This is a genomic window from Amycolatopsis sp. NPDC005961 (assembly GCF_040629235.1).
Classification (GTDB): domain Bacteria; phylum Actinomycetota; class Actinomycetes; order Mycobacteriales; family Pseudonocardiaceae; genus Amycolatopsis; species Amycolatopsis camponoti.
The window spans coordinates 176,078-197,191 of record NZ_JBEXVF010000008.1 but is presented as its reverse complement, the minus strand read 5'-3'; the positions used below and the strand labels follow the sequence as shown (position 1 = coordinate 197,191).

Sequence of the window (21,114 nt, the reverse complement as noted above, 5' to 3'; positions counted from 1 at the left end):
GACCCGCGAGCGGCGGGTAACTGTTGCCACTGACCGATTCGGCCGTGGCTGTGGTCGGATTGGTAACTATCGGCACAGTAGCCGTCCGAACAGGGGCGCGGGACCGGGCCTCACCTTTCGAGGACGCGCAGCCCGACCAGGATGTAGGCCAGCGTCCGCCGGTCGGCGCCGGAACCCGCCGTGATCGACCAGTCGGCGTCGAACGAGAGCCGGACCTGCCGGTGCGCGTCGATCGCGACCGGCACCACCTGCTCGCGCAGTCCCGGTCCGACGTCCGCCTTCGCGACCGGCACGCCGTCGACCGCGATCGTCACGCTGCCGTGGTCGGCCGAGTCGTCCGGGACGAAGGTGCGCAGCTCGAGCGCTCCGACCGCCGCCGTGGTGAGGAGCGGGAACTCGACCGACGGCGCGGCCCAGTCGTCGTGGGCGACGCCGTTCATCCGGCCGGTCACGACGCCGGCTCCGCGCACCAGCCGGTCCCCGGTGGTGCCGCCGGGCCGGAACGAAACGCGCCCGGCCGGGTCGACGACGCTCGTGTCGCGCACGGACCGCTCCGGCGTCCGGGAGCCGTGCACCCGCAGGGGCTGCTCGGTGGGGTGGAAGAGGCCGATGAGGTGCGTCGGGCTGACGACGCCGAGGTCGACGAGGGTGTCGTCGAGGGTTCCGAGGTGGTCGAGCAGCCGCACGTCGGCGGGCTCGGCGAGGTCGAAGCCCGGGCCGTAGATCCGGTCGACGAACGGGTCGATCACGTTGCCGTAGGGGAAGAACAGGCTCGGGTGCAGGTGGTCGAGCAGCACCGGGAGCACGTCCTGGGCCCGGATGCCCTCGAAGCCGTCGGCCGCGCAGTCGATGTCGACGAACTGCTCGTCGACCGCGCCGGTCATCGCGTTGCGGCGCAGCCGCGGCGGCAGCGTCGCCCAGATCCGGTCGATGACCTCCAGCGCCTCCGGCCAGCGGCGGTGGCCGTTGCGCCCGATCATGTCGTGCACGACGAGGACGCCGCCGGGGTCGAGCCCGGCGCGGATCTGGCCGTAGAGGTGTTCCAGGTCGAGGACGTGGTGCAGCGCCTGATAACCGACGACGACGTCGTGGGCGGTGTCGGCGCGCCAGGTGTTGAAGTCGGCGGTGAGCAGCTCGACCCGGTCGGCGACGCCCAGCTCCCGCGCCGAGGCTTCCGCGCGCGCCTGCATGTCGGGATTCAGCTCCAGCAGCCGAAGCCGCACGTTGGACCGGCCGGCTTCGGCCAGCGCGCGCAGCCAGCCGAGCTCCTGGTCGCCGTTGCCGCTGCCGAGCGAGAGCACGACGACGTCCCGGTCGAGCTGCTCCGCCCGCCGGCCGATTTCGCCGGTGATCAGCTGGTCGATGCTCGCGACGCCGAGTGCTTCGAGCTTCGGCCGCGTGTGCCGCTCGGACCAGTGGTGCGCCGACGGCGGCAGGTTGCCGTGCACCTCGACCTGACCGGCGAACGTCTCGCGCTCGCGCGCCAAGCGCTGCTCGTAGCCGGGTCCCCGGTCGCTCATCGCCATTCCCCGCATCCCCGGTTCCGGCTCGTCCGGTTCCGGCCCGGCGCTAGGATACGGGCGTGCCGTCCCGACTCCGTCCGCAGTCACCCGCCACCGGGAAACTGCCGCTGACGCCGGAGTCCTGGCTCCCGAAGGAGCACAACCTCTACCGCCCGCGGCACAGCAGCCGGCAGCGCACGGCGTTGACGTGCGCGATCGTCTTCTTCATGGCGCCGGTGCTGCTGTGGGTCGTGGGCGTGCAGCCGACGGCGTTCGAGAACCGGCCGCTGCGGCCGTTCCCCAGCCTCTCCGACGGCTGGGGGTTCTTCACCGGGCTGACCGGCTGGGCCACCGACCACCTGCCGTTGCGGCAGGCCGGCGTGCAGGCCGCGGACGGCATCGGCACCGGCTTCTTCGGCGACCCGCCCGGCTCCGGGCAGGGCACCAACCACGACACCGTCGGCATCGACCAGGGCCAGCACCCCGCGGGCACCGGCGACGTCCCCGGGTACGTCTACCCGCAGGTGATCCCGGGCAAGGACGGCTGGCTGTACCTCGGCGAGGACGTCAACGCGAAGTGCCGGCCGGTGATGGACGTCGACCACGTCGTCTCCGCGCTGCAGCGGCTGCGCGGGGCGGTCGAGAGCTCCGGACGCAAGTTCGTGCTGGTCTTCGCGCCGGACAAGTACACCGAAGAGCCGAGCCACCTGCCGGACGACTACGTCGGCAAGTCCTGCGCCCAGGCCAGGACCACCGACTTCTGGAACCGGGTGCCGCGCGAAACCGGCGCGCTGGACCTGCGCCCCGCGCTCGCCGACGCCAAGCAGCGGCTCGGCCGGCCGCTCTACGACCCGAACGACACGCACTGGTCCTACGACGGCGGGCTGGTCCTGACCTACGCGCTGGGCCAGGCGATCACGCCCGGCAGCACGACGAACTGGCGCGCCGCGCCCGACGGCGTCCGGCCGTGGCCGGCGGACCTGGCCCGCGTGCTCGGCCGCACCGAGCAGCGGCAGCTGCCGACGTACAGCCTCAGCACCGACGGGGGCGCGGACCGCACCCGCTACATCGCCAGCGACTTCCGGTCGCCACTGCACCTGACGCAGCCGGACGGCGCGGCGCCGGTCGGTTCGATCGCCCCCAAGGTCGGGATCGTGGCCGACTCCTTCACCCAGTTCGCGACGCCGTACCTGGCCGCGACCTGCCAAGACGTCACCATCGTGCACGGCGACACCGTGGCGGAGAGCAACGTCGACCAGCTGGCCCAGATGTTCGCCGACCGGGACGTCGTCACCTTCGAATTCGTCGAGCGCAGCGTCACCGGCGGCTCGTCGTCGCTGCTGCGCGACCAGACGATCGGCGAGCTGGCGAACGCACTCGCCCGGCACCCGCGCTGACCTCGCCGGCGGCCCAGCGACTCACGTCGGTAACGACGGGGTGGTGGCCGCCAACGGGTGAGGGCACCCGTGCACAATGGCTGCGTGCGGCCAGGAGGGATTCGGCCGCGCACCCGCACGTTCGCATGGTTTCGGGACGAGACCTACCCGAAGGGGGTACCGGGGTGACCTGGCAGGAAGAGCTGCGCAGGCTGGACGAGGAGCTCGCAGCGGGGAGCCTGACCGCGGACGAGTACCGGACCCGGCGTGATCGCGTGCTGAGCATGGCCGTCACGGCCAACGACAGCCCGTCGCAGCAGCAGCCGTCGACCGCCGCGGAGACCCAGATCATCACGCCGGTGTCACCGCCGGCGCAGCAGCAGCCCAACGCCGACCCGGGGGGTTCGGCGGACGCCACGCAGGTCGTGTCCAACGCCGACGCGGGCGGCGGCGAGCGCACCCAGGTCGTGCAGCCGTGGCAGCAGCAGCACCCGAACTCGCCCTCGGGCGGGTTCCCGCAGCCGATGCAGCCGAACTACAACCAGCCTTCGCCCGCCGGCGGGTTCCCCCAGCCGGGGCAGCAGCAACAGCAGCAGCCGTGGGGCGCGGCCCCGCAGGACGTCAGCCCGCCGTGGGGCGGCTCGGACTTCCCGCCGATGGGCCCGCAGAACACCGGCAACGCGGGCTGGATCAGCCAGGGCCCCGAGACGTTCCAGACCCAGCCGTCGTCCGGCAAGGGCAAGAAGATCGCGTTCGCCGCGATCGGGCTGGTCGTGCTGGCCGGCCTCGGGTTCGGCGTCTGGGCGCTGTTCATCAAGGACAACGGCGGCAGCACCCCGGTGGCCCAGAGCTCCAGCCAGCAGCAGCCGCCACCGGCGCCGACCACCAAGCCGCTGCCGGAGCCGCCCGCGGCGAAGTCCGAGCCGAGCGACAACTCTTCGGCCCTGGTGACGCCGGCCGGCAAGACCCGCGCCGGCGGGGGCACGTTCGACATCGCGAAGCTCGAGTCGGCGAAGTTCCTGCCGGCCACCGTGACCGAGCGGCTCAAGCAGGGCGGGATGACCGAGGGTCTGCTCAAGACCACGACCGACGGCGACGTCACGCTCGGCCTCTACGCGCTCGAAATGCCGGACAAGCAGTCCACCGGGCCGGTGGTCCAGGAGTACGCGAACGCGCAGCAGGAAGGCGGCCTGACCGCCAGCCGCGACCTGTCACTGCACGGTGTGCCGGTGTTCGCCGCCCCGGACGGCGGTGACCAGACGGTCTACCGCGCGGTGTACGTCCTGTACGGCCGGGTGATCATCGTCGACGCGTACGGCAAGGACAAGGACGCGACGCTCAGCTCGTTCAAGACGCTGCTGTCGGCGCAGGTCCAGAAGGCGCCGCCGACCGAACGCACGAACAACTGAGATGCAGCTCGAGAAGCGGCTCCGCCAGCTGGTCAAGCGCTACGCCGTCGCCCGGAAGTCGTACGACGACCTCGAAGTCCGCGAGAGCAGGCTGACGGCGCGCCTCGACCAGCTGTCCGCGCGCTACGACAGCCTGATGAACCACCACGACGAGCTGCTCGCGCGCCACGCCGAGGTCGTCGAGGAGAAGCAGGCGTTCGAGGAGCAGTACCGCACGTGGGTGCCGCCCGGGCACTTCTACTCGCCGTTCGCCTCAAAGGAGGAGATCGGGAACCGAGCTGCGGCGATGTTCGACATCACCGCCCGCCCGCCGGCGATCGACCTGCGGGAAGCCGAGCAGGTCGAGCTGTTCGGCACGCTCGCGGACCTCGCCGCCGACCTCCCGTTCACCGCCGAGCGCACCGACAAGCACCGGTACTTCTACGAGAACACGGCGTACTCGTGGTCGGACGCGATCATCCTGCACACGATGCTCCGGCACCTGCGTCCGAAGCGGATGATCGAGGTCGGCTCGGGCTACTCGACGGCGATGACGCTCGACACGGCCGACGGCTGGCTCCCCGAGCTGGAGCTGACCTGCATCGAGCCGTACCCGCAACTGCTGGAAAGCCTGTTCCGCCCGGGTGACGAGGAGCGCGTCACGGTGCTCGGCCAGGCGGTGCAGGACGTCCCGCTGGAGACGTTCGCGCAGCTGCAGGCCGGCGACGTGCTGTTCATCGACTCGACCCACGTGGTCAAGGCGGGCTCCGACGTCAACTACCTGTTCTTCGAGGTGCTCCCCCGGCTCAACGACGGCGTGTGGGTGCACGTCCACGACGTCTTCTTCCCGTTCGAGTACCCGATGGACTGGCTGGTCGAAGGGCGCGCGTGGCAGGAGGACTACCTGCTCCGGGCGTTCCTGATGTACAACCGGCGCTTCGAGGTCCGCTGGTACCAGCAGTTCATGTGGGCCCACCACCGTGAACTGCTGGAGGGCCGGGTCCCCGAGCTGGCCGGCAACTCCGGCGGGAACATCTGGCTGCAGAAGGTCTCCGAGTAGCCCGAAGGTGTGACTTCCGCCGTGTCGGTGAACGCCGTCCCACTCCCGAACGCCCTGTAAGCAGAGCATCGGCCGTGGGAAGGAGGCGACATGATCTGGATCTGCCTGGTCGCCGCCCTCGCGGTGGTGTTCCTGTTCCGGGCGTTCCGCGTCGTGCGCCGGGTCAGGCGGAGTGACGCGGGGTGACCAGCCCCGATTCGTAGGCCAGCACCACCAGCTGCGCCCGGTCGCGGGCGCCGATCTTCGTCATGATGCGGCTGACGTGGGTGCGCGCCGTCGCCGTGGAGATCACCAGGTGGGCCGCGATCTCGTCGTTCGACATGCCGCCCGCCACCAGGCCCAGCACCTCGCGCTCACGGTCGGTGATCTCGCGGACCGCGCTCGTGTCGATGCGCCGGTTCTCCGGGCGGCCGACGAACTCCTGGATCAGCCGCCGCGTGACCGTCGGCGCCAGCAGCGCCTCGCCGTCCGCCACCACCCGCAGCGCGCGCAGCAGCTCGACCGGCTCGGTGTCCTTGAGCAGGAACCCGCTGGCGCCCGAACGCAGCGCTTCGTAGACGTACTCGTCGACGTCGAAAGTGGTCAGGACCAGCACCTTCGTTCCGGCGAGGTCGGGGTTCGCGGTGATCCGGCGGGTGGCTTCGAGACCGTCGACGCCCGGCATCCGGATGTCCATCACCACGATGTCCGGCCGGTGTTCGATCGCGCCGGCGACCGCCTGCTCACCGTCGCCCGCCTCGCCGCACACCTCGAAGCCGTCCTCGGTCTCCAGCAGCACGCGGAACCCGGCGCGGACCAGGACCTGGTCGTCGGCCAGCAGGACGCGGATCATGCTTCTCCCTCGATCGGTAGCTCGACGCACACTTCGAAACCGCCGTCGACCGGCCCGGCGGTGCACCGCCCGCCGAGCGCGGCGGCGCGTTCGCTCATGCCCCGCAGGCCGTGGCCCGGCGTCGGCGGGGTGGTGCCGCGGCCGTCGTCGCGCACCCTCAGGGTGAAGGTCCCGTTTCGGCGTTCGAACCGGACGTCGACGTGTTCCGGCTGGTCGGCGTGCCGGACGACGTTCGTCAGCGACTCCTGCAGGATCCGGTAGGCGGCCGCGTCGACCGGGGCCGGGAGGTCGCCGGGCTCGCCGTGGACGTCGACCGTGAGCCCGGCGTCGCGGGCGTGTGCCAGCAGTTCGGCGGCCTGGGCGAGGCTCGGTGCGGGCGCCTTGTCCTCGCCCGAGCGCAGCACTGACAGGGTCGCGCGCAGGTCCTTGAGCGCGGACGCGCTGGCCGCCTTGATGTTGAGCAGCGCCTCCTTCGCCTGCTCGGGCCGCCGGTCGGCGACGTGCGCGGCGACGCCCGCCTGGACGTTGATCATGGCGAGGCTGTGCGCGACGACGTCGTGCACCTCGCGGGCGATCCGCAGCCGTTCCTGCTCGGCGAGCCGGTGCCGGTGCTCGTCGGCCTGCCCGCGGCGCGCGGCGAGCGCGTCGAGCTGGTAGCGGACGGCGGTCCCGACCCCGATGACGGCGGTCAGCCAGACGACGAGGAACGCGGCCCCCGCTTCCAGCGTGAACGACCTCGTCACGACGACGTGCCAGACGTATGCGGCGGCGAGCGCGCAGCTCCCGGTGATGCCCGCGGTGAGCGGTCCGCGTTGCCGGGTCAGCACGAACAACGCGACGGTCGGCACCAGGATGACCGGTCCGCCGGGCAGCCCGGAGGAGTAGTAGCCGAACGCGGACGCGGACGCGACCAGGAAGAGCGTCAGCGGGAAGCGGGGGACGAACAGCAGCGTCAGGACGGTCGCGGCCAGCCACGCGGCGGCGGGTGGGGTCAGCGGTGTCGCCCCGGGCTGCCACCGCGAAGACGCGCTGGTCGCCCCGAGCACGAAGACCAGAACGACGACGGTGCGCGCCACGCGTCCTGCCCACGGCGGCCTTCTCATGCCGCGAAACCTACCGGGCGCGGCGCGGTGGCGCGTCCGTCTCGGAGCGCGCTCCCGGCGTACGTCGTCAGTCGAACACGAGGGGCAGCTTCGCCGCCGTTTCCTCGTCGGCCGGGGTGTAGGTCGACACCGTGATCTCCGAGCGGCGGCCCGAGTAGAGGTAGGTGAAGTTGAACTGCAGCAGCCCGACGTCCGGGTGCATGTACCGCTTGGTGCGGATCGGCTCGGAGTTGACGTCGTGGTGCGGCCAGAGCTCGGCGAACAACGGCGACTCCGCCTTGAGGCGCTTGACCAGGTTCTTCCACGCCGGCTCGGCGACGTGCTCGGCCATCGCCGCGCGGAAGGACGCGATCACGCGCGGGATGTTCGTGTCCCAGTCGAGCATCCGCTTGCGCCACTCCGGGTTGAGCAGGCACTGGACCAGGGTGTTGCGGTCCTCGAACGGGATCCCGTCGACGTCGCCCATCAGCCAGCTGTAGCCGCGGTTGTAGCCGAGCAGGTCACAGCGGGCGTTGCGCACCGCGACCGGGTACGGCTCGAGCTTCTTCAGCATCAGTTCCAGCTGCGGCGAGATGACCTGGCAGTCCTTCTCGTTCTCCGGCTCGGGCGCCCCGGCCAGGCGGAAGAGGTGCGTGTGCTCGTGCGGGTCGAGCCGCAGCGTGCGGGCGATCGCCTGCAGCACCTGCTCGGACGCGTTGATGTCGCGGCCCTGCTCCAGCCACGTGTACCAGGTGACCCCGACGCCGGCGAGCTGCGCGACCTCTTCGCGGCGCAGCCCCGGCGTGCGCCGGCGGCCGTGCAGCGGGAGCCCGACCTGCTCGGGCGTGATCCGCTCGCGACGGCTGCGCAGGAACCTCGCCAGCTCCTGGCGGCGGAGGTCGGATTCGACGGCGGTGGTCATGGTGCCAGGATCGCACGTCTCCGGACCTGGTACCAGGTAGTCGTGATACCTGGATAAACGACAACTGGTACCAGTTTAAATCCGGGGCGATCGTAGTACCCATGACCACGACAGAACTCGCGCCGATGACCTCCGGCGCTCCGGCCAGGCCGGGACTGACCCCCGCCGGCCTGGTCACGGTGCTGCTGGGGGCGGCACTGCCCATCATCGACTTCTTCATCGTCAACGTCGCGCTGCCGACGATCGATGCCGACCTCCACGCGTCCACCGCGACGCTCGAGCTGGTGGTGGCGGCGTACGGCATCGCGTACGCGGTCCTGCTGGTGGTCGGCGGCCGCCTCGGCGACTCGTTCGGCAGGCGGCGGCTGTTCTTCGTGGGCCTGTGGCTGTTCACGCTGACGTCCCTGGCCTGCGGAATCGCCCCGACGGCGACCACGCTGGTGATCGCCCGCGCCGCGCAGGGGGCGGCGTCGGCGTTGCTGCTGCCGCAGGTGCTCTCGATCATCCAGGCGACGACGTCCGGCGAAGAGCGTTCACGCGCGTTGGGGCTCTTCGGCGCGACGGGCGGTTTGTCGACGGTCGTCGGCCAGCTGCTGGGCGGCGCCCTGGTGGCGGCGGACGTCTTCGGGACGGGCTGGCGGCCGATCTTCCTGGTGAACGTGCCGATCGGGCTGGTGGTGCTGGTGATGGCCCGGCGGCTGCCGGAAAGCCGCGCGCACAACCCGCTGGGCATCGACCGGCTGGGGACGCTGTTGCTGGCGACCACTCTGCTGTCGTTGCTGGTCCCGCTGATGGAGGGCCGCGCGCTGGGCTGGCCGGCGTGGTCGATCGTGCTGCTGGCGCTGTCGCCGTTCTCGGCCGCGGCTCTGGTGCACGTCGAGCGACGTCTGGAGCGCAGGGGTGGCACGCCGCTGCTGCCGCCGTCGGTGATGCGGCTGCCGAGCGTGCGGAGCGGGTTGATGGTGGCGGTGCCGTTCTTCGTCGCGTTCGGCTCGTTCATGTTCGTGTTCGCGATGACGTTGCAGGAGGGTCTGCACTTCGGCCCGCTCGGTGCGGGCGCCGCGCTGACCCCGACGGCGGTCGCGTACTTCACGGTGTCGATGCTGAGCAGCCGCCTGGTGGCGCGCTACGGGCAGAAGGTCGTGCCGGCCGGCGGAGCCATCGTGGTGCTCGGCATGGTGGCGCTGCTGTGCACGACGCTGGCGGCCTGGCCGAACGTGACCATTCTCGACTTGGCCCCGGCGATGGTGGCGATCGGCGTGGGCAACGGCCTGGCGTCGACGACGTTGTTCCGGATCGTGCTGTCCCACGTGCCGACGGACCTGGCCGGCGTGGGTTCCGGGGTGATGACGACGAACCAGCAGACGTCGCTGGCGCTGGGAGTGGCGGTGCTGGGGAGCTTGTACGCGGAGCTGTCGGGCTCGCTGGGCAGCCGGGACGCGTTCGCGTGGGTGATCGGGGTGGTGGCGCTGCTGGCGGTGGTGGTCGCGATCACCGCGCGGCGGTTGCCGGACCCCCGGGTGTGACGGTGGAGAGGAAGGCGGACCACGCGGCCGGCGGCACTTCGAGTGCCCCGGCCGTGGGGGCTTTCGAGTCCCGAGCGGCTACGGCTTTACCGATGAACGCCACCTCCACGCAGTCATCGTTGACACCGCCGCCGCTGTAGCTGCTCTTACGCCAGTTCACGATGATTGCCTCCGCTCGGATCACACCTCGGCGATCATCCTCGCGATGAGCTTGCGCGAGTCCTCGTGATCCAGGGCGCGATCGGCGAGATGGTCGAAAGTCAGCCTAGCAGCGCGAACTTCCGCCTCCTTCTCGATCTGAAGCGAGCCGAAACCGTAAGAGAGATAAGCCAAGTCGGGCTCCGCCCGGTCGGGAAAGCCCGCGAGGATGAAGTTGCTGTAGAGACCATCGTGCGAGCCGACCGTCTGCGGCAGCACTTGGATCTCGACGTTCGGCAGCTCGCCCGCCGCGAGCATGCGACGCAGCTGCGCTGCGTCGCATGGCTCGCGGCGGAGGGCGAACTCGTCAACCACCGTGTGCAGGTTCAGCACCGGCGCCTCGGTCAGGCGATTCTGGCGGCGCAGCCGGACCCGCACCTGGTTCTCGAGCAGCTCACCTTCCACGGGGTCGCGGGCACCGGCGAAGGTTGCGCGCATGTACTCCTCGGTCTGCAGCAGGCCGGGCACGAAACCGAGCTGGTAGTTGCAGATCCAGGAGGCTTCGGCTTCCACGCTCACGAAACCGCGATCGCTCAAGCCGAAGGCGTGCCACCAGCCCTTTTCCTTGGCGTAGTCGAACATCCGCACGTACTCGCCGTAGTCCGAGCTGATGATGCCGTAGCGGTCGAGCAGCGCCAGGAAGTCGTTGTAGCCCGGGATGTAGCCCTGCTCGATCCGGCTCATCTTCGACGTGGAGAACCGCAGCGGGCGGCCCGCTTCCTCTTGGCTCAGCCCCGCCGCCTCGCGTAGCTTGCGCAGGGTGCGGCCGAGCTGGCGCCGTCGGTAGTTCGGCTTGGTCGGCCGATCCATGGTGGTCACCCCTCGCTGTCGATCAACCACGAATCGTAGGCCGGGTGTGCCGATGTGGGATTCCCGTGTGCGGGCCGCGTCGCGCTGACTTGCGTCGAGAACCTGCAGGTCATGGACAGGTACGGCTACCCCCACGAGCTCGAGTACCGGCGCGAAGCCGGCGAGCGCAGGGTGCACGAATACACCGAGCTCGTCGATGACATGGGGTTCGTCCTCGAGCACCGCAGCGAGCGCTACCAGGGGTGGACCGTCCGGTACGGGACCGCCTGCGCGCACGACTACCTGTCCCGCAAGCGCGCGAAGCCCGGGACCTTCGTCGTGAGCGTCTACCGGTTGTTTCCCGGGCGGCGGGACCACGTCGTCACCATCCGGGTGAGCTGGCCGCCGAAAAAAGGCCAAGTTCACCCGTCGGAAAAGTCGCGCGCCGGACGACTATGAGGGTGTGACGGAACCTCGGGTACGACCGGACCCGGCCTTCGCGCTGCTCGGGCTGTACGAGACGGCCCTGCCGGAGGTCTACGGGTACCTGCTGTCCCGGTGCGGTGACCGCACGCTCGCCGAGGAACTCACTTCCGAGACCTTCCTCGGGGCGGTCGCCGCCTGTCGCAAGGAGTACGCACCTCCAGTGAGCACCGGGTGGCTGATCGGCGTCGCCCGGCACAAGCTCGCCGACCACTGGCGGCGCAAAGAACGTGAGGAACGCGGGCTGCGGCTGGTGCACGACGGTGCACCGGACGTCGAGGACCCGTGGGACGAGCAGCTCGACGCCCTGCGCGCGAGACAGGTGCTCGAATCCCTCGGGTCGCACCACCGCGCGGCCCTGACCCTGCGGTACGTCGACGGCCTCGGTGTGCCCGAGGTCGCCGGCCACCTGGGGCGCAGCGTGCACGCCACCGAGGCGTTGCTCGTGCGGGCCCGTGCCGCGTTCCGGCGCGCCTACGAGGAGAAGGAGGGTCGCGATGCCTGAGCCTTTCGACGCGCTTCGCCGGCCCTCCGAGCGGGTCGGTCCCGACCCGGACTTCGCCGCCGAACTGCGCGACAACCTGCGTCGCGTCATCTTGAACGGAGCCGATATGACGACCACGACCGAAGCACCGGCGACCGACGCCGAACTGCGCTCGCTGACGCCCTACCTCGCCGTGTCCGACGCGCGAGCCGCGCTCGACTTCTACGTCGACGTCTTCGGCGCGACCCGCCGCGGCGAGCCGATCCTCATGGACGACGGCCGCATCGGGCACGCCGAGCTGGCCATCGGCGACGCGGTGCTGATGCTCGCCGAGGAGTACCCGGAGATCGGGCACGTCGCGCCGCAGCAGGGGGGCGCATCGGTGCGGGTGGAGGTGCCGGACGCGGACGTCAGCGTGAACCGGGCGCTGGAGCTGGGCGCGACGCTGATCCGCCCGGTGAGCGACTCGCCGTACGGCCGGGGCGGCTCGTTCCGCGACCCGTTCGGCCAGCGCTGGCTGGTCTCGCAGGCCGCACCCAAGCCCGCCCCCTCCCCGAAGCAGGGCGAGGCCATGTACTTCACGTTCCAGGTCCCGGCCGACGAGCCCGCGAAGACGTTCTACGGCGCGGTGCTGGGCTGGCAGTTCACCCAGGGTTCGGTCGAGGGCGCCTGGAACATCGAGGGCGACGGCCAGCCGGGCGGCTTGTGGGGCGGCCCGGGCCGCCAGGTCGGCTGGAAGCTGATGTTCGCGGTGGACGATTTGTCCGCGGCGCTCGCGCGGGTTCGCGAGCAGGGCGGCCAGGCGGGCGAAGTGGAGAACCACCCGTACGGGCTGACGGCCGACTGCACCGACAACCAGGGCATCGAGTTCTGGCTCTGGCAGCAGCCGGCGAAGTGAGGAATCCCATCCGCCGGGCCGTGCTCACGGGCGCACACTCGAAGCATGGCCGGGCAATGGGTGCCGCGTGACCACGACGAGCTGACCGCGGGATGGCGGTTGTGGCTCGAACTCGGGTCGAGCGCTTGGCCCCGGCCGGACTGGGACGGCACCCCCGCCGAGGGCCTGTCTGGGTCACCTGCCCAGCCCCCACCCTCTCCGGGGGACCGGCCCCGCTTCCAGCGTATCGGCGGTGGGGGCGGAAAGCAGTGGTGCGGCAAATCTGTGGATAGCCGGAGTGGATGTGGATAACTCGGCTGTCCCGGCGCAACTGCGCTTGACAAGAGCAGTGCGGGCAGCCGTCTCGCCGACCCTCGCCCAGGGCCTGCGGACGCTGCTCGCCGAGGGCGGCGGCTGGGCCTCGCTCGCGCTCTAACGCCCGGCCGCGTAGCCCTGCATGCCCCGGGCGTTGGCCGCCGCTCGGAGGAGACCGTCGGACTTCGAGACCGCTGAGAGGCGGCCCAAGGCCCAGTCGCCCGCGTCCACCAGGGAGTGGCCGCGCTTGCGCAATGCGTCCAAAGTGGACGCTCCCAGCCGGGATTCCACCACCAGCTCGCGCGGGTTCCACGAACGCGGGTAGAACGAACTCGGGAACGCCGTCGTGTGCCAGGCCGGTGAGTCGATCGACTCCTGGAGGTTCAGGCCGCCGTACACGTGGGCCAGCCAGAAGCACAGCTGCCACTGGTCCTGCTGGTCGCCGCCCGGGGTGCCGAATGCCAGCGTCGGGACTCCGTCGTGCAGGGCCAGTGATGGCGACAACGTGATGCGGGGGCGCTTGCGGGGCGCCAGGGAGTTCGGCAGGCCCTGCTCCAGCCAGAACATCTGCCCGCGCGAATCGAGGCAGAAGCCCAGCGACGGGATCGCCGGGCTCGACTGCAGCCAGCCGCCCGACGGCGTCAGCGACACCAGGTTGCCCGCCGCGTCGACGACGTCGAGGTGGACCGTGTCGCCGCGGGTCCGGCCTTGGGGGCCCACCGTCGGCTCACCCGTCGCGCCGCCTTCGGCCTGCATGCCCTGCAACGAGTCCAGGATCGCCGGGAGCCGGGCGGGGCCGCGAGCGTCGCCGGGACGAAGCTCGGCGGACGCCGTGTCGGTGATCAGGGCCCGCCGGGAGTCCGTGTACGACGCGGAAAGCAGCACGTCCAGCGGCACTTCGGTGTCGCCGTACCACGCCTCGCGGTCCGCGAAGGCCAGCTTCGCCGCCTCGGTCGCCAGGTGGACCGTGCGCTCCGAGGGCACGCCGTCCACATAGGACAGCTCGTCGCGGAAGCCGTGCATCAGCAGCGCCTGCTGCAGCAGCGCCGGACCCTGCGTCCAGCCGCCCATCTTGACCAGGCGCCAGTCGCCGACGTCCACCGAGGCCGGTTCCTCGTACGACGCCGACCACGACGCCAGGTCGTCGCCGGTCAGCAGGCCCGCGTGGTCGCGGCCGGAGTCGTCGCGGAACGCGGTCCGGCTGAACTTCTCGATCTCTTCGGCGACAAAACCCTGTGACCAGGCACGACGTCCCGCGTCAATCTGCGCTTCCCGCCCCGACACGGACTCCGCCTCGCGCAGCAGACGCTCCCACGTGTCCGCCAGGACCGGGTTCCGGTGCACGCCCGAAGCCGGCTTGCCGTCCGGCATCCAGAGCGCCGCGGACGTCGGCCAGTGCTCGGTGAACAGCTGCGAGACGGCGCTGATCGTGTCGCTGACCCGCGACACCAGCGGGACGCCGTCGCGCGCGTAGCCGATCGCGTACGTCAGGACCTCGCGAAGCGACTTCGTGCCGTAGTCGCGGAGCAGCAGGAGCCACCCGTCCCAGGCGCCCGGGACGGTCGCCGGGAGCAGGCCGCTGCCCGGGATGAGGTCCAGCCCCAGCGAGGCGAAATGCTCGGGCGTGGCCCCCGCGGGCGACGGGCCTTGACCGGCCAGCGCCCGCGGGGTCGGGTCGTCCGCCGTCACGAAGAGGCCTGGTACCTGCCCGGCCGGCCCGCAGAGGTGCGGCTCGGCGACCTGCAGGACGAACCCGGCCGCGACCGCCGCGTCGAACGCGTTGCCGCCGCCTTCCAGCACCGCCATCCCGGTGGCCGAAGCCAGCCAGTGCGTCGATGCCACCATCCCGAAGGTGCCGGCCAGCTCGGGCCTCGTAGTGAACATGCCCCGATAGTACGCATTGCTAAGGAACTTTTACCAGACAGCGTTTACCAAGACGCCGGCCGACGCCGTTCCGGCTCGTACGGCTGCGTGATGACTTCCATCCCGTTCCCGCCGGGATCGAGGAAGTAGACGCCACGGCCACCGTGGTTGTGGTTGATTTCGCCGAGCTGCTTTCCCATCGGGTCGGCGTGGTACGTCACGCCGGTTTCGACGAGCCTCGCGAAGACGGCGTCGAAGTCGTCCTCCGGGACCAGGAAGCAGTAATGCTGCAGGCGAAGGTCCTCTTCGGGGACGGTCGCGAAGTCCAGCCGGACGCCGTTGCGCGTCTCGACGGGGATGAACGGACCCCATTCCTCCCCGACTTCGAGGCCGAGCAGGTTCGCCAGGAATTCGGCGGATTCCCGGTTGTTCCGGGACGGGACGATCAAATGGTTCAATTCAACGGATACGGAAACTGACACGGTGAAATGCCTCCACGGGCACTCCCGCCACCTCCATGCCTCACCCAGCCGGTGACCGACACGCGATGCCGTGCGGCCAGCCTAACCAAGATCAGGTCCTCACGAAACCTTGATTCGCGCCGCCGCCCGCGGCCGCCCGACGCCCTGCCACGACAGCCCCGCGTCGACGATCACCCGCGGGTCGAGCAGGTTGCGCGTGTCGACGACGTCGATGCCGTCCATGAGCTGGGCCATCGCCGCCCAGTCGAGGTGCTTGAACTCGGCCCACTCGGTCAGCACGACGACGACGTCCGCGTCCTTCGCCACCTGGTAGGCGTCGTCGACGACGGTCATCCCGTCGATCCCGCCGTCGATGGCCGGGTCGTAGGCGGTCAGCTCGGCGCCGAGCGCGCCCAGCACCGAGGCCACGGCGAGCGCGGGCGAGTCGCGCAGGTCGTTCGTGCCCGCCTTGAACGCCAGGCCCAGGACGCCGATCCGCGCGCCGGCCAGCGTGCCGCCGACCGCGCCGGCGATCTTGGCGACGATCCGGTCGCGCTGGGCGATGTTCTCGTCGATCGCCGAGGTCAGCATCTTGAAGTCGTAGTTGACCGACTCGGCCACCTTGACCAGCGCACTCGTGTCCTTCGGCAGGCACGAGCCACCCCAGCCCGGGCCGGGCTTGAGGAACGTCCGGCCGATCCGCCGGTCGTGGCCCATGCCCTCGGTGACGAGGTTGATGTCCGCCCCGAGCCGTTCGCACAGCTCGGCGATCGAGTTGACGTACGAGAGCTTCAGCGCGAGGTAGCAGTTCGCGGCGTACTTCACGAGCTCCGCGCTGGCCGCGTCGGCGACGACCAGTGGCGCGTCCAGCTCGGCGTACAGGTCGCCGACCCACTGGGCGGCGGCGCGGTCGTCCGAACCGACGACGATCCGGTCCGGGCCCAGGAAGTCCGCGACGGCGGTGCCCTCGCGGAGGAACTCGGGGTTCGACACCACCGGGACGTCCGCGCGGCCGAGCATCTCCTCGATCCGCTTCGACGTGCCGACCGGCACCGTCGACTTGGTGACCAGCGCGCAGCCGGCGGGCAGGACGTCCCCGATCTCGGCGGCCACCGCCTCGACCGCGCGCAGGTCCGCGGAGCCGCCCGCCCCCATCGGCGTCGGCACGCAGAGGAACACCGCCTGGGCGTCGCGGACCGCGTCGCGCGCGCCGACCACGAACTGGAGGCGGCCGGTCGAGATCCCGCGGGCGACCAGGTCGGTCAGGCCCGGTTCGAGGATGTCGACGCGCCCCGCGCTCAGCCGGGACACCTTCGCGCGGTCGACGTCCACGCAGGTGACGGAATGCCCGAGACTGGCCAGGCAGGCCCCCGTGGTCAAGCCGACGTAACCGGTACCTACCACCACGATCCGAGCTGGCGTCATGGTGCTGAAGGTGACAGCCGGAGTTGACCACGACGCTAACGGAACCGGTCGTACCCGAAAGCGGTGAGCGAAGACACGAACCACCCGTGCGAACGAGCGTTAACCTGGGTCCCGAGTCAGAGCAGCGAAGGGAACCGCACAGATGCAGATCACCGACACCGCGGCGCTCGTCACCGGGGGCGCGTCCGGCCTCGGCGGGGCGACGGCGAAGGCCCTCGCGGCCAAGGGCGCGCGGGTGTTCGCGCTCGACCTGGCGTCGTCCATCGAGAAGGCCGAGCAGGTCGACGGCATCACCTACGTCGAGGCCGACGTGACCGACGTCGAGCAGGTCGAGGCGGCCGTCGCGACCGCGTCGGGCTCGGGTGTCCCGCTGCGGACGGTGGTGAACTGCGCCGGCATCGGGCCGTCCGCGCGGATCCTGTCCAAGAAGGGCCGGCACGACCTCGCGCTGTACGCGAAGGTCATCCAGATCAACCTGATCGGCACGTTCAACGTGCTGACGGTCGCATCCGAAGCGATCGCGAAGACCGAGCCGCTCGAGGACAACGCTCGCGGCGTCATCATCAACACCGCGTCGATCGCGGCCTTCGACGGCCAGATCGGGCAGGTCGCGTACTCGTCGTCCAAGGGCGGGGTCGTCGGCATGACGCTGCCCGCGGCCCGCGACCTGGCCTCGCACGGCATCCGCGTGCTGACGATCGCACCGGGCATCGTCGACACCCCGATGCTCGCGACGGTCAGCGACGAGTTCCGCGCGACGCTCGCCGCCGGCATCCCGTTCCCGAAGCGCCTCGCGCGGCCGGACGAGTACGCGCAGCTCGCGCTGTCGCTCATCGACCACGACTACCTGAACGGCGAGGTCGTCCGCATGGACGGCTCGCTGCGGATGGCCCCGCGCTGACGCTTCCCGCCGGGGCACCCCCAGGTGCCCCGGCGGTCGCGGTCAGCGGGTCAGGCGGACCTCCAGGCCGATGCCGTCGGTCGTCACCGAGCAGCCACCGAAAGCGCTTTCGGTGGCCAACGCCTCGAACTGCTCCCGCGTGAACGCCCGGCGCCGCAGCCACCCGAGCGTCTGCCGGACGGTGAACCCGGCGACCGCACCGACGTTCATCCCGGCTACCTCGCGGTCGATGTCCGCGCCCGTGGCCTCGTGGTTCAGGTCGTGGATCACCGCGAACCCGCCCGGGCGCAGCACCCGGTGCATCTCGTTCAGCGCCGCCACCGGCTGCCGGAAGTTCTTGAACGCGGCCTGGCAGACCAGGAAGTCGAACGACTCGTCGGCGAACGGCGCGTGCGTGATGTCGCCCTGCCGGAAGTCGATCTCCAGGCCCGCGCCGTTTTCCCGGGCGATCTCGACCATCGTGTGGCTGATGTCCAGCCCGGTGACTCGGAAGCCGCGCTTCGCCAGCTCGACGGCGAAGAAGCCCGGCCCGGGAGCCACCTCCAGGACCTCGGCGCCGTCGGGCAGCCCCGCCGTCACCTCGGCCGCTTGGCGGCGGTACTGCGCGAGCTGCGCCTCGGTGCCGCGGTTCTTGGCGTACCAGCGGGCCTGGAAGCCCTCCATTTCGGGCACCTTGTGCTTGCGGGTCGTCTCCATCGGTTCCTACCTCTCCACGAACTCCCCCAGGTCGTCCGGGAATTCGCCGGTTTCGTGGTAGCGCCGCCAGGCGTCGATGCCGGGCAAGGCGCCGGTGGTCAGTTCTTCGAGGAAGCCGCGCACCCAGCGCCCCTCGGCTTCCGTCATCGCGAGGTCGTATTCGGCCTCGATCAGGAACAACCGCGGCATCAGCGGGCGCAGCTGCTCGAGCTGCGCCCGGTGCGCCTCGGCTCGTTCGTCGAGCTGCGCCAGCCGCTCCCGCAGCCGGCTGATCGTCTGGTCCGGGCCGAGCACGCCCAGCATCGACAGCCCCGCCTTGAACCGCGGCGGCTCCCGGTCGAGCGTGCCGACCAGCTCGCGGACCCAGTCCTCGAACTCCTCGCGCCCGGCCGGGGTGATCCGGTAGACGGTCCGTTCGGGCCGCCCGCCGTCCTTCACGCTCTCCACGGCCTCCAGGAAGCCGTGCTTCTCCAGGTTTGCGACGACCGTGTAGAGCGAGCCCCACTTGATCGGCATGTCGGCGTCCTTGCCGCGCTCCTTGAGCACGGCCGCCATTTCGTACGGGTGCATCGCGCGTTCCAGCGCGACGGACAGCACGGCGAGGCCGAGCATGCTGCCGACCTTCCGCTTCTTCAAACCGGCTCCTCGTTCACGATTACTCGTAGACGAGTATACGCAAGACGTGCCAGCAGGCAAGTGTCTTAGTCGATGAACTAATCAGAGATCGAACATGTACGGGACTTCGGCCTGCGCCCGGGCGTCGATCCACTCCCGCAGCGCGTGCGTCGCCAGGACGTCGTCCTCGTTGTAGCGCAGCAGCCGCTCGCGCTGCTCGGCGTCGGGTACCTCGCCGTCCATGCCGACCGCGTCGCGGTACCAGCGCATCGACGCCTCGCCGCCCGCTTCCGGGTCGCGCCAGGCGAAGCCGGCCACCGGGGCGATCACCTTCAGGCCCTTGCCCTGGGAGCACAGGAACTGGTCGGTGACGCTGCGGAAGAGGTCGACCCACTCATCCGAGTCCACAAAGGACTGGATTTCCTTCTTCGCGGGGATGCCCGGGTGGTCGCCGAAGCGCTCGACCGAGCCGAAAAGCCAGCGGTTCTCGGCGAGCGCGTTGTAGCAGTATGCGCGGAACGTCAGACCGGCCGCGTCGGTGCGCTCGCGGACGTCGGTGAGCCAGGCCCAGAACTCTGCGAAAGACCGGGCTTCGTCTTCGGTGGGCAGCGGATCCCAGGTCGCGAAGGCCCGGTAGCCCGGCGAAATCCCGATGTCGGCGCCGGTCAGCAGGCAGCCCCAGAGGTACGCGCCGGCGTCGCCGAAGCTCTCCATGTCGACGTCGACCTCGACGTCGGCGCGCGGTACCTCGACGCGGTCGACGCGGCGCACCAGCGTCAGGTCCGCCAGCCACGCGCGGGCGAGCACGACGGCGTCCGGGAACGTCACGCCGGTCCAGTTGATCTCCGGCGCGTCGCCGGTGGGGTCGAGCGCGGCCAGCTTGTCCACAGTGGACACGCCGGCGCGGCGCAGCTCCACCGCGTCCTCGCCCCGGACGACGAGGCTGACGTCGCGGGTCTCGGTGAGCACCTTCTCGCACGTCGGCCACCACGGGCAGCGGCGGCACTCCAGCACGCGCGACGGCTCGGCCAGCGGCTCCTCGCCGTTCGCGGCCGCGCTGGCGATCGCGAGCCGGTCGGCGAACCGGACCTGGTACTCGGTGAGCGCGCTGCGCCCGCCCGGCCAGGTGCCCGCGGTGAGGTCGTGCCAGACGACGACGTCGGCGTCGAGGCCGATGACGCCGCCGAGGGTGAGGCTCTCGTCGGCCTGCCCGAGCGTCTGCAGCATGCGGCGGATGTGCACGAGCCGCAGCTGGTCACGCGGCTGCGACCGGACCTTGCGGCTCTCGTCGGCCGCGCGGTGCGCCGGGTCGAGGTCCGTCAGGTCCGTGACGATGGCGCCGGTTCCGCGGTCGGAGATCCGGTGGCGGACGACGAGCACCGGGACGTACCCGCGGCCGGTGCGGACGAGCAGGTCGATGCCGCCGCGCCGGTGCCCGGCCGGGTCGACCGGCAGCAGCGCGCCCCAGATGTAGCGGGCTTCGGCCGCGAAGGCCTGTTCGGTGAGCTCGACGCGCTCGTGGGCCGGGAGATCGCGGGGGACCTTCACCCAGCTGCCGGGGTTGGCCGCCATCAGCCGGGTGACGATGTCCTCGCGGTGGGCGGTCGCGTCGTCGATCCGCTGCTGCGCGGTGGGGTCCGGCGGGGAAAGCGGTACCTCGCGCATCGTGGGGTCGTGCTCCAGGTGCACACGCCGGCGGCAGCGGCTGACCGCTCCCGCGTCGAGTACCACCTCGCCCTTCATGGAGATCACTCTAGATTCCCACCGCCGAGCCGACATGCCCGCCACCCGGGCGACCAGTAAGTTCGACCTCGACACGTCGTTGGAGGTGCCATGGCGCGCAAGGCCAAGGTCGAGGGTGATGCCAGGTTCACCCCCAAGAAGGCGAAGAACGCGATCGCGGTGGCGAAGGTGCTCGGCCCGGTCGTGATCCCGGTGGTCGCGCCGTTCGCGGTGCGCGCGGCGGGCAGCGCGCGGGAGCTGTACGACCGCTACCAGGCACGCAAGCTCGGGGTTTCGGTCGACAAGCTGGGTGAGTACACCGGCCGCGGCGCGGCGCTGCACGCCCGCATCGCGGGGGTCGCCGAAGGCTGCCGCGATCTCCAGAAGTCCGAGAAGGCGTCGAAGGCCGACCAGGAGTTCGCGAAGGACTCGCTGAACACGCTGGAGCAGCTGTCGGCGTCGGTGCGGGCGGCGGAGCGGATGCCGGCGGCACGGCGCAAGTCCGTGCACCGCGCGGTGCACGGCGAGCTGGAGCGGCTGGAAGGCAACCTGCTGCACCGGCTGGGGATCTGACCCTGACACGGAAACGGCCCCCGG

The 21,114-nt window shown here is 70.8% G+C and carries 21 protein-coding genes; 9 read left to right on the top strand and 12 right to left on the bottom strand.

Going from position 1 to position 21,114, the window contains the following annotated elements:
* Nucleotides 1-110: 110 nt before the first annotated feature.
* On the bottom strand, nucleotides 111-1,520 hold the full coding sequence (locus ABZ342_RS10320; RefSeq protein ID WP_360471040.1) for a class I SAM-dependent methyltransferase: 1,410 nt from the start codon (nucleotides 1,518-1,520) through the stop codon (nucleotides 111-113).
* A 62-nt stretch (nucleotides 1,521-1,582) separates the two neighbouring features.
* Between ABZ342_RS10320 and ABZ342_RS10315 the strand changes: the two genes are divergently transcribed.
* From ABZ342_RS10315 to ABZ342_RS10305, 3 genes are all read left to right on the top strand, one after another.
* A complete protein-coding gene (locus ABZ342_RS10315) occupies nucleotides 1,583-2,899 on the top strand; it encodes a hypothetical protein (RefSeq protein WP_230863039.1) in 1,317 nt (438 codons plus the stop codon).
* A 164-nt stretch (nucleotides 2,900-3,063) separates the two neighbouring features.
* The gene (locus ABZ342_RS10310) at nucleotides 3,064-4,287 is read left to right on the top strand and encodes a DUF1707 domain-containing protein (protein ID WP_155548395.1); all 1,224 of its coding nucleotides are present in this window, start codon (nucleotides 3,064-3,066) and stop codon (nucleotides 4,285-4,287) included.
* Between the two features lies 1 nt (nucleotide 4,288).
* Entirely contained in the window at nucleotides 4,289-5,326 is a 1,038-nt protein-coding gene (locus ABZ342_RS10305) for a class I SAM-dependent methyltransferase (protein ID WP_360471037.1), read from the top strand.
* A gap of 163 nt (nucleotides 5,327-5,489) precedes the next feature.
* Here the strand turns inward: ABZ342_RS10305 and ABZ342_RS10300 are convergent, their stop codons facing one another.
* The 3 genes from ABZ342_RS10300 to ABZ342_RS10290 form a co-directional block, all read right to left on the bottom strand.
* Complete coding sequence (locus ABZ342_RS10300) at nucleotides 5,490-6,158, bottom strand: response regulator transcription factor (protein ID WP_155548393.1); 669 nt, start codon at nucleotides 6,156-6,158, stop codon at nucleotides 5,490-5,492.
* Nucleotides 6,155-7,261, bottom strand: a complete 1,107-nt coding sequence (locus tag ABZ342_RS10295; RefSeq protein ID WP_360471034.1) for a sensor histidine kinase — start codon at nucleotides 7,259-7,261, stop codon at nucleotides 6,155-6,157. The genes ABZ342_RS10300 and ABZ342_RS10295 overlap by 4 nt, the downstream gene beginning before the upstream one ends.
* 67 nt (nucleotides 7,262-7,328) lie before the next feature.
* Entirely contained in the window at nucleotides 7,329-8,162 is an 834-nt protein-coding gene (locus ABZ342_RS10290) for a helix-turn-helix transcriptional regulator (RefSeq protein WP_155548392.1), read from the bottom strand.
* Nucleotides 8,163-8,263: 101 nt separating this feature from the next.
* Between ABZ342_RS10290 and ABZ342_RS10285 the strand changes: the two genes are divergently transcribed.
* Nucleotides 8,264-9,688 carry an MFS transporter gene (locus ABZ342_RS10285; protein ID WP_360471031.1) on the top strand — a complete coding sequence of 475 codons (1,425 nt, stop codon included), beginning with the start codon at nucleotides 8,264-8,266 and terminating at the stop codon, nucleotides 9,686-9,688.
* Here the strand turns inward: ABZ342_RS10285 and ABZ342_RS10280 are convergent.
* Together ABZ342_RS10280 and ABZ342_RS10275 are read right to left on the bottom strand one after the other, a co-directional pair.
* Nucleotides 9,654-9,848: a DUF397 domain-containing protein gene (locus tag ABZ342_RS10280; protein ID WP_360471029.1), complete on the bottom strand. Its 195-nt coding sequence runs from the start codon at nucleotides 9,846-9,848 to the stop codon at nucleotides 9,654-9,656. The genes ABZ342_RS10285 and ABZ342_RS10280 overlap by 35 nt on opposite strands.
* Before the next feature lie 20 nt (nucleotides 9,849-9,868).
* Nucleotides 9,869-10,696 (bottom strand): helix-turn-helix transcriptional regulator, encoded by an 828-nt coding sequence (locus ABZ342_RS10275; protein ID WP_360471026.1) that lies wholly within the window; start codon nucleotides 10,694-10,696, stop codon nucleotides 9,869-9,871.
* 111 nt (nucleotides 10,697-10,807) lie between these two features.
* Here ABZ342_RS10275 and ABZ342_RS10270 point away from each other — a divergent pair, with 111 nt between their 5' ends.
* The 3 genes from ABZ342_RS10270 to ABZ342_RS10260 are packed head-to-tail and all read left to right on the top strand — an operon-like array spanning nucleotide 10,808 to nucleotide 12,540.
* A complete protein-coding gene (locus tag ABZ342_RS10270) occupies nucleotides 10,808-11,134 on the top strand; it encodes a hypothetical protein (protein WP_360471023.1) in 327 nt (108 codons plus the stop codon).
* A 4-nt stretch (nucleotides 11,135-11,138) separates the two neighbouring features.
* Nucleotides 11,139-11,663 (top strand): sigma-70 family RNA polymerase sigma factor, encoded by a 525-nt coding sequence (locus tag ABZ342_RS10265; protein ID WP_155548387.1) that lies wholly within the window; start codon nucleotides 11,139-11,141, stop codon nucleotides 11,661-11,663.
* The gene (locus ABZ342_RS10260; protein ID WP_360471020.1) at nucleotides 11,656-12,540 is read left to right on the top strand and encodes a VOC family protein; all 885 of its coding nucleotides are present in this window, start codon (nucleotides 11,656-11,658) and stop codon (nucleotides 12,538-12,540) included. Before ABZ342_RS10265 ends, ABZ342_RS10260 begins: the two co-directional genes overlap by 8 nt.
* A gap of 411 nt (nucleotides 12,541-12,951) precedes the next feature.
* Here the strand turns inward: ABZ342_RS10260 and ABZ342_RS10255 are convergent, their stop codons facing one another.
* From ABZ342_RS10255 to ABZ342_RS10245, 3 genes are all read right to left on the bottom strand, one after another.
* Nucleotides 12,952-14,718, bottom strand: coding sequence for a gamma-glutamyltransferase (locus tag ABZ342_RS10255; protein ID WP_360471017.1), 1,767 nt, complete (start codon nucleotides 14,716-14,718; stop codon nucleotides 12,952-12,954).
* 44 nt (nucleotides 14,719-14,762) lie between these two features.
* A complete protein-coding gene (locus tag ABZ342_RS10250; protein WP_360471014.1) occupies nucleotides 14,763-15,146 on the bottom strand; it encodes a VOC family protein in 384 nt (127 codons plus the stop codon).
* 132 nt (nucleotides 15,147-15,278) lie between these two features.
* Nucleotides 15,279-16,583 (bottom strand): UDP-glucose/GDP-mannose dehydrogenase family protein, encoded by a 1,305-nt coding sequence (locus ABZ342_RS10245; protein WP_360471012.1) that lies wholly within the window; start codon nucleotides 16,581-16,583, stop codon nucleotides 15,279-15,281.
* Nucleotides 16,584-16,725: 142 nt separating this feature from the next.
* On the opposite strand from ABZ342_RS10245, the gene ABZ342_RS10240 reads away from it, so the two are divergent.
* A complete protein-coding gene (locus ABZ342_RS10240; protein ID WP_155548382.1) occupies nucleotides 16,726-17,484 on the top strand; it encodes an SDR family NAD(P)-dependent oxidoreductase in 759 nt (252 codons plus the stop codon).
* Between the two features lie 42 nt (nucleotides 17,485-17,526).
* On the opposite strand, the gene ABZ342_RS10235 is transcribed toward ABZ342_RS10240, so the two are convergent.
* The 3 genes from ABZ342_RS10235 to ABZ342_RS10225 form a co-directional block, all read right to left on the bottom strand.
* Complete coding sequence (locus ABZ342_RS10235; RefSeq protein ID WP_360471009.1) at nucleotides 17,527-18,180, bottom strand: class I SAM-dependent methyltransferase; 654 nt, start codon at nucleotides 18,178-18,180, stop codon at nucleotides 17,527-17,529.
* 6 nt (nucleotides 18,181-18,186) lie between these two features.
* A complete protein-coding gene (locus ABZ342_RS10230) occupies nucleotides 18,187-18,816 on the bottom strand; it encodes a PadR family transcriptional regulator (RefSeq protein ID WP_360471007.1) in 630 nt (209 codons plus the stop codon).
* Between the two features lie 81 nt (nucleotides 18,817-18,897).
* The gene (locus tag ABZ342_RS10225) at nucleotides 18,898-20,538 is read right to left on the bottom strand and encodes a TM0106 family RecB-like putative nuclease (RefSeq protein WP_360471004.1); all 1,641 of its coding nucleotides are present in this window, start codon (nucleotides 20,536-20,538) and stop codon (nucleotides 18,898-18,900) included.
* Between the two features lie 90 nt (nucleotides 20,539-20,628).
* Here ABZ342_RS10225 and ABZ342_RS10220 point away from each other — a divergent pair, with 90 nt between their 5' ends.
* Complete coding sequence (locus ABZ342_RS10220; RefSeq protein WP_360471001.1) at nucleotides 20,629-21,090, top strand: DUF6474 family protein; 462 nt, start codon at nucleotides 20,629-20,631, stop codon at nucleotides 21,088-21,090.
* The last annotated feature ends 24 nt before the right edge of the window (nucleotides 21,091-21,114 follow it).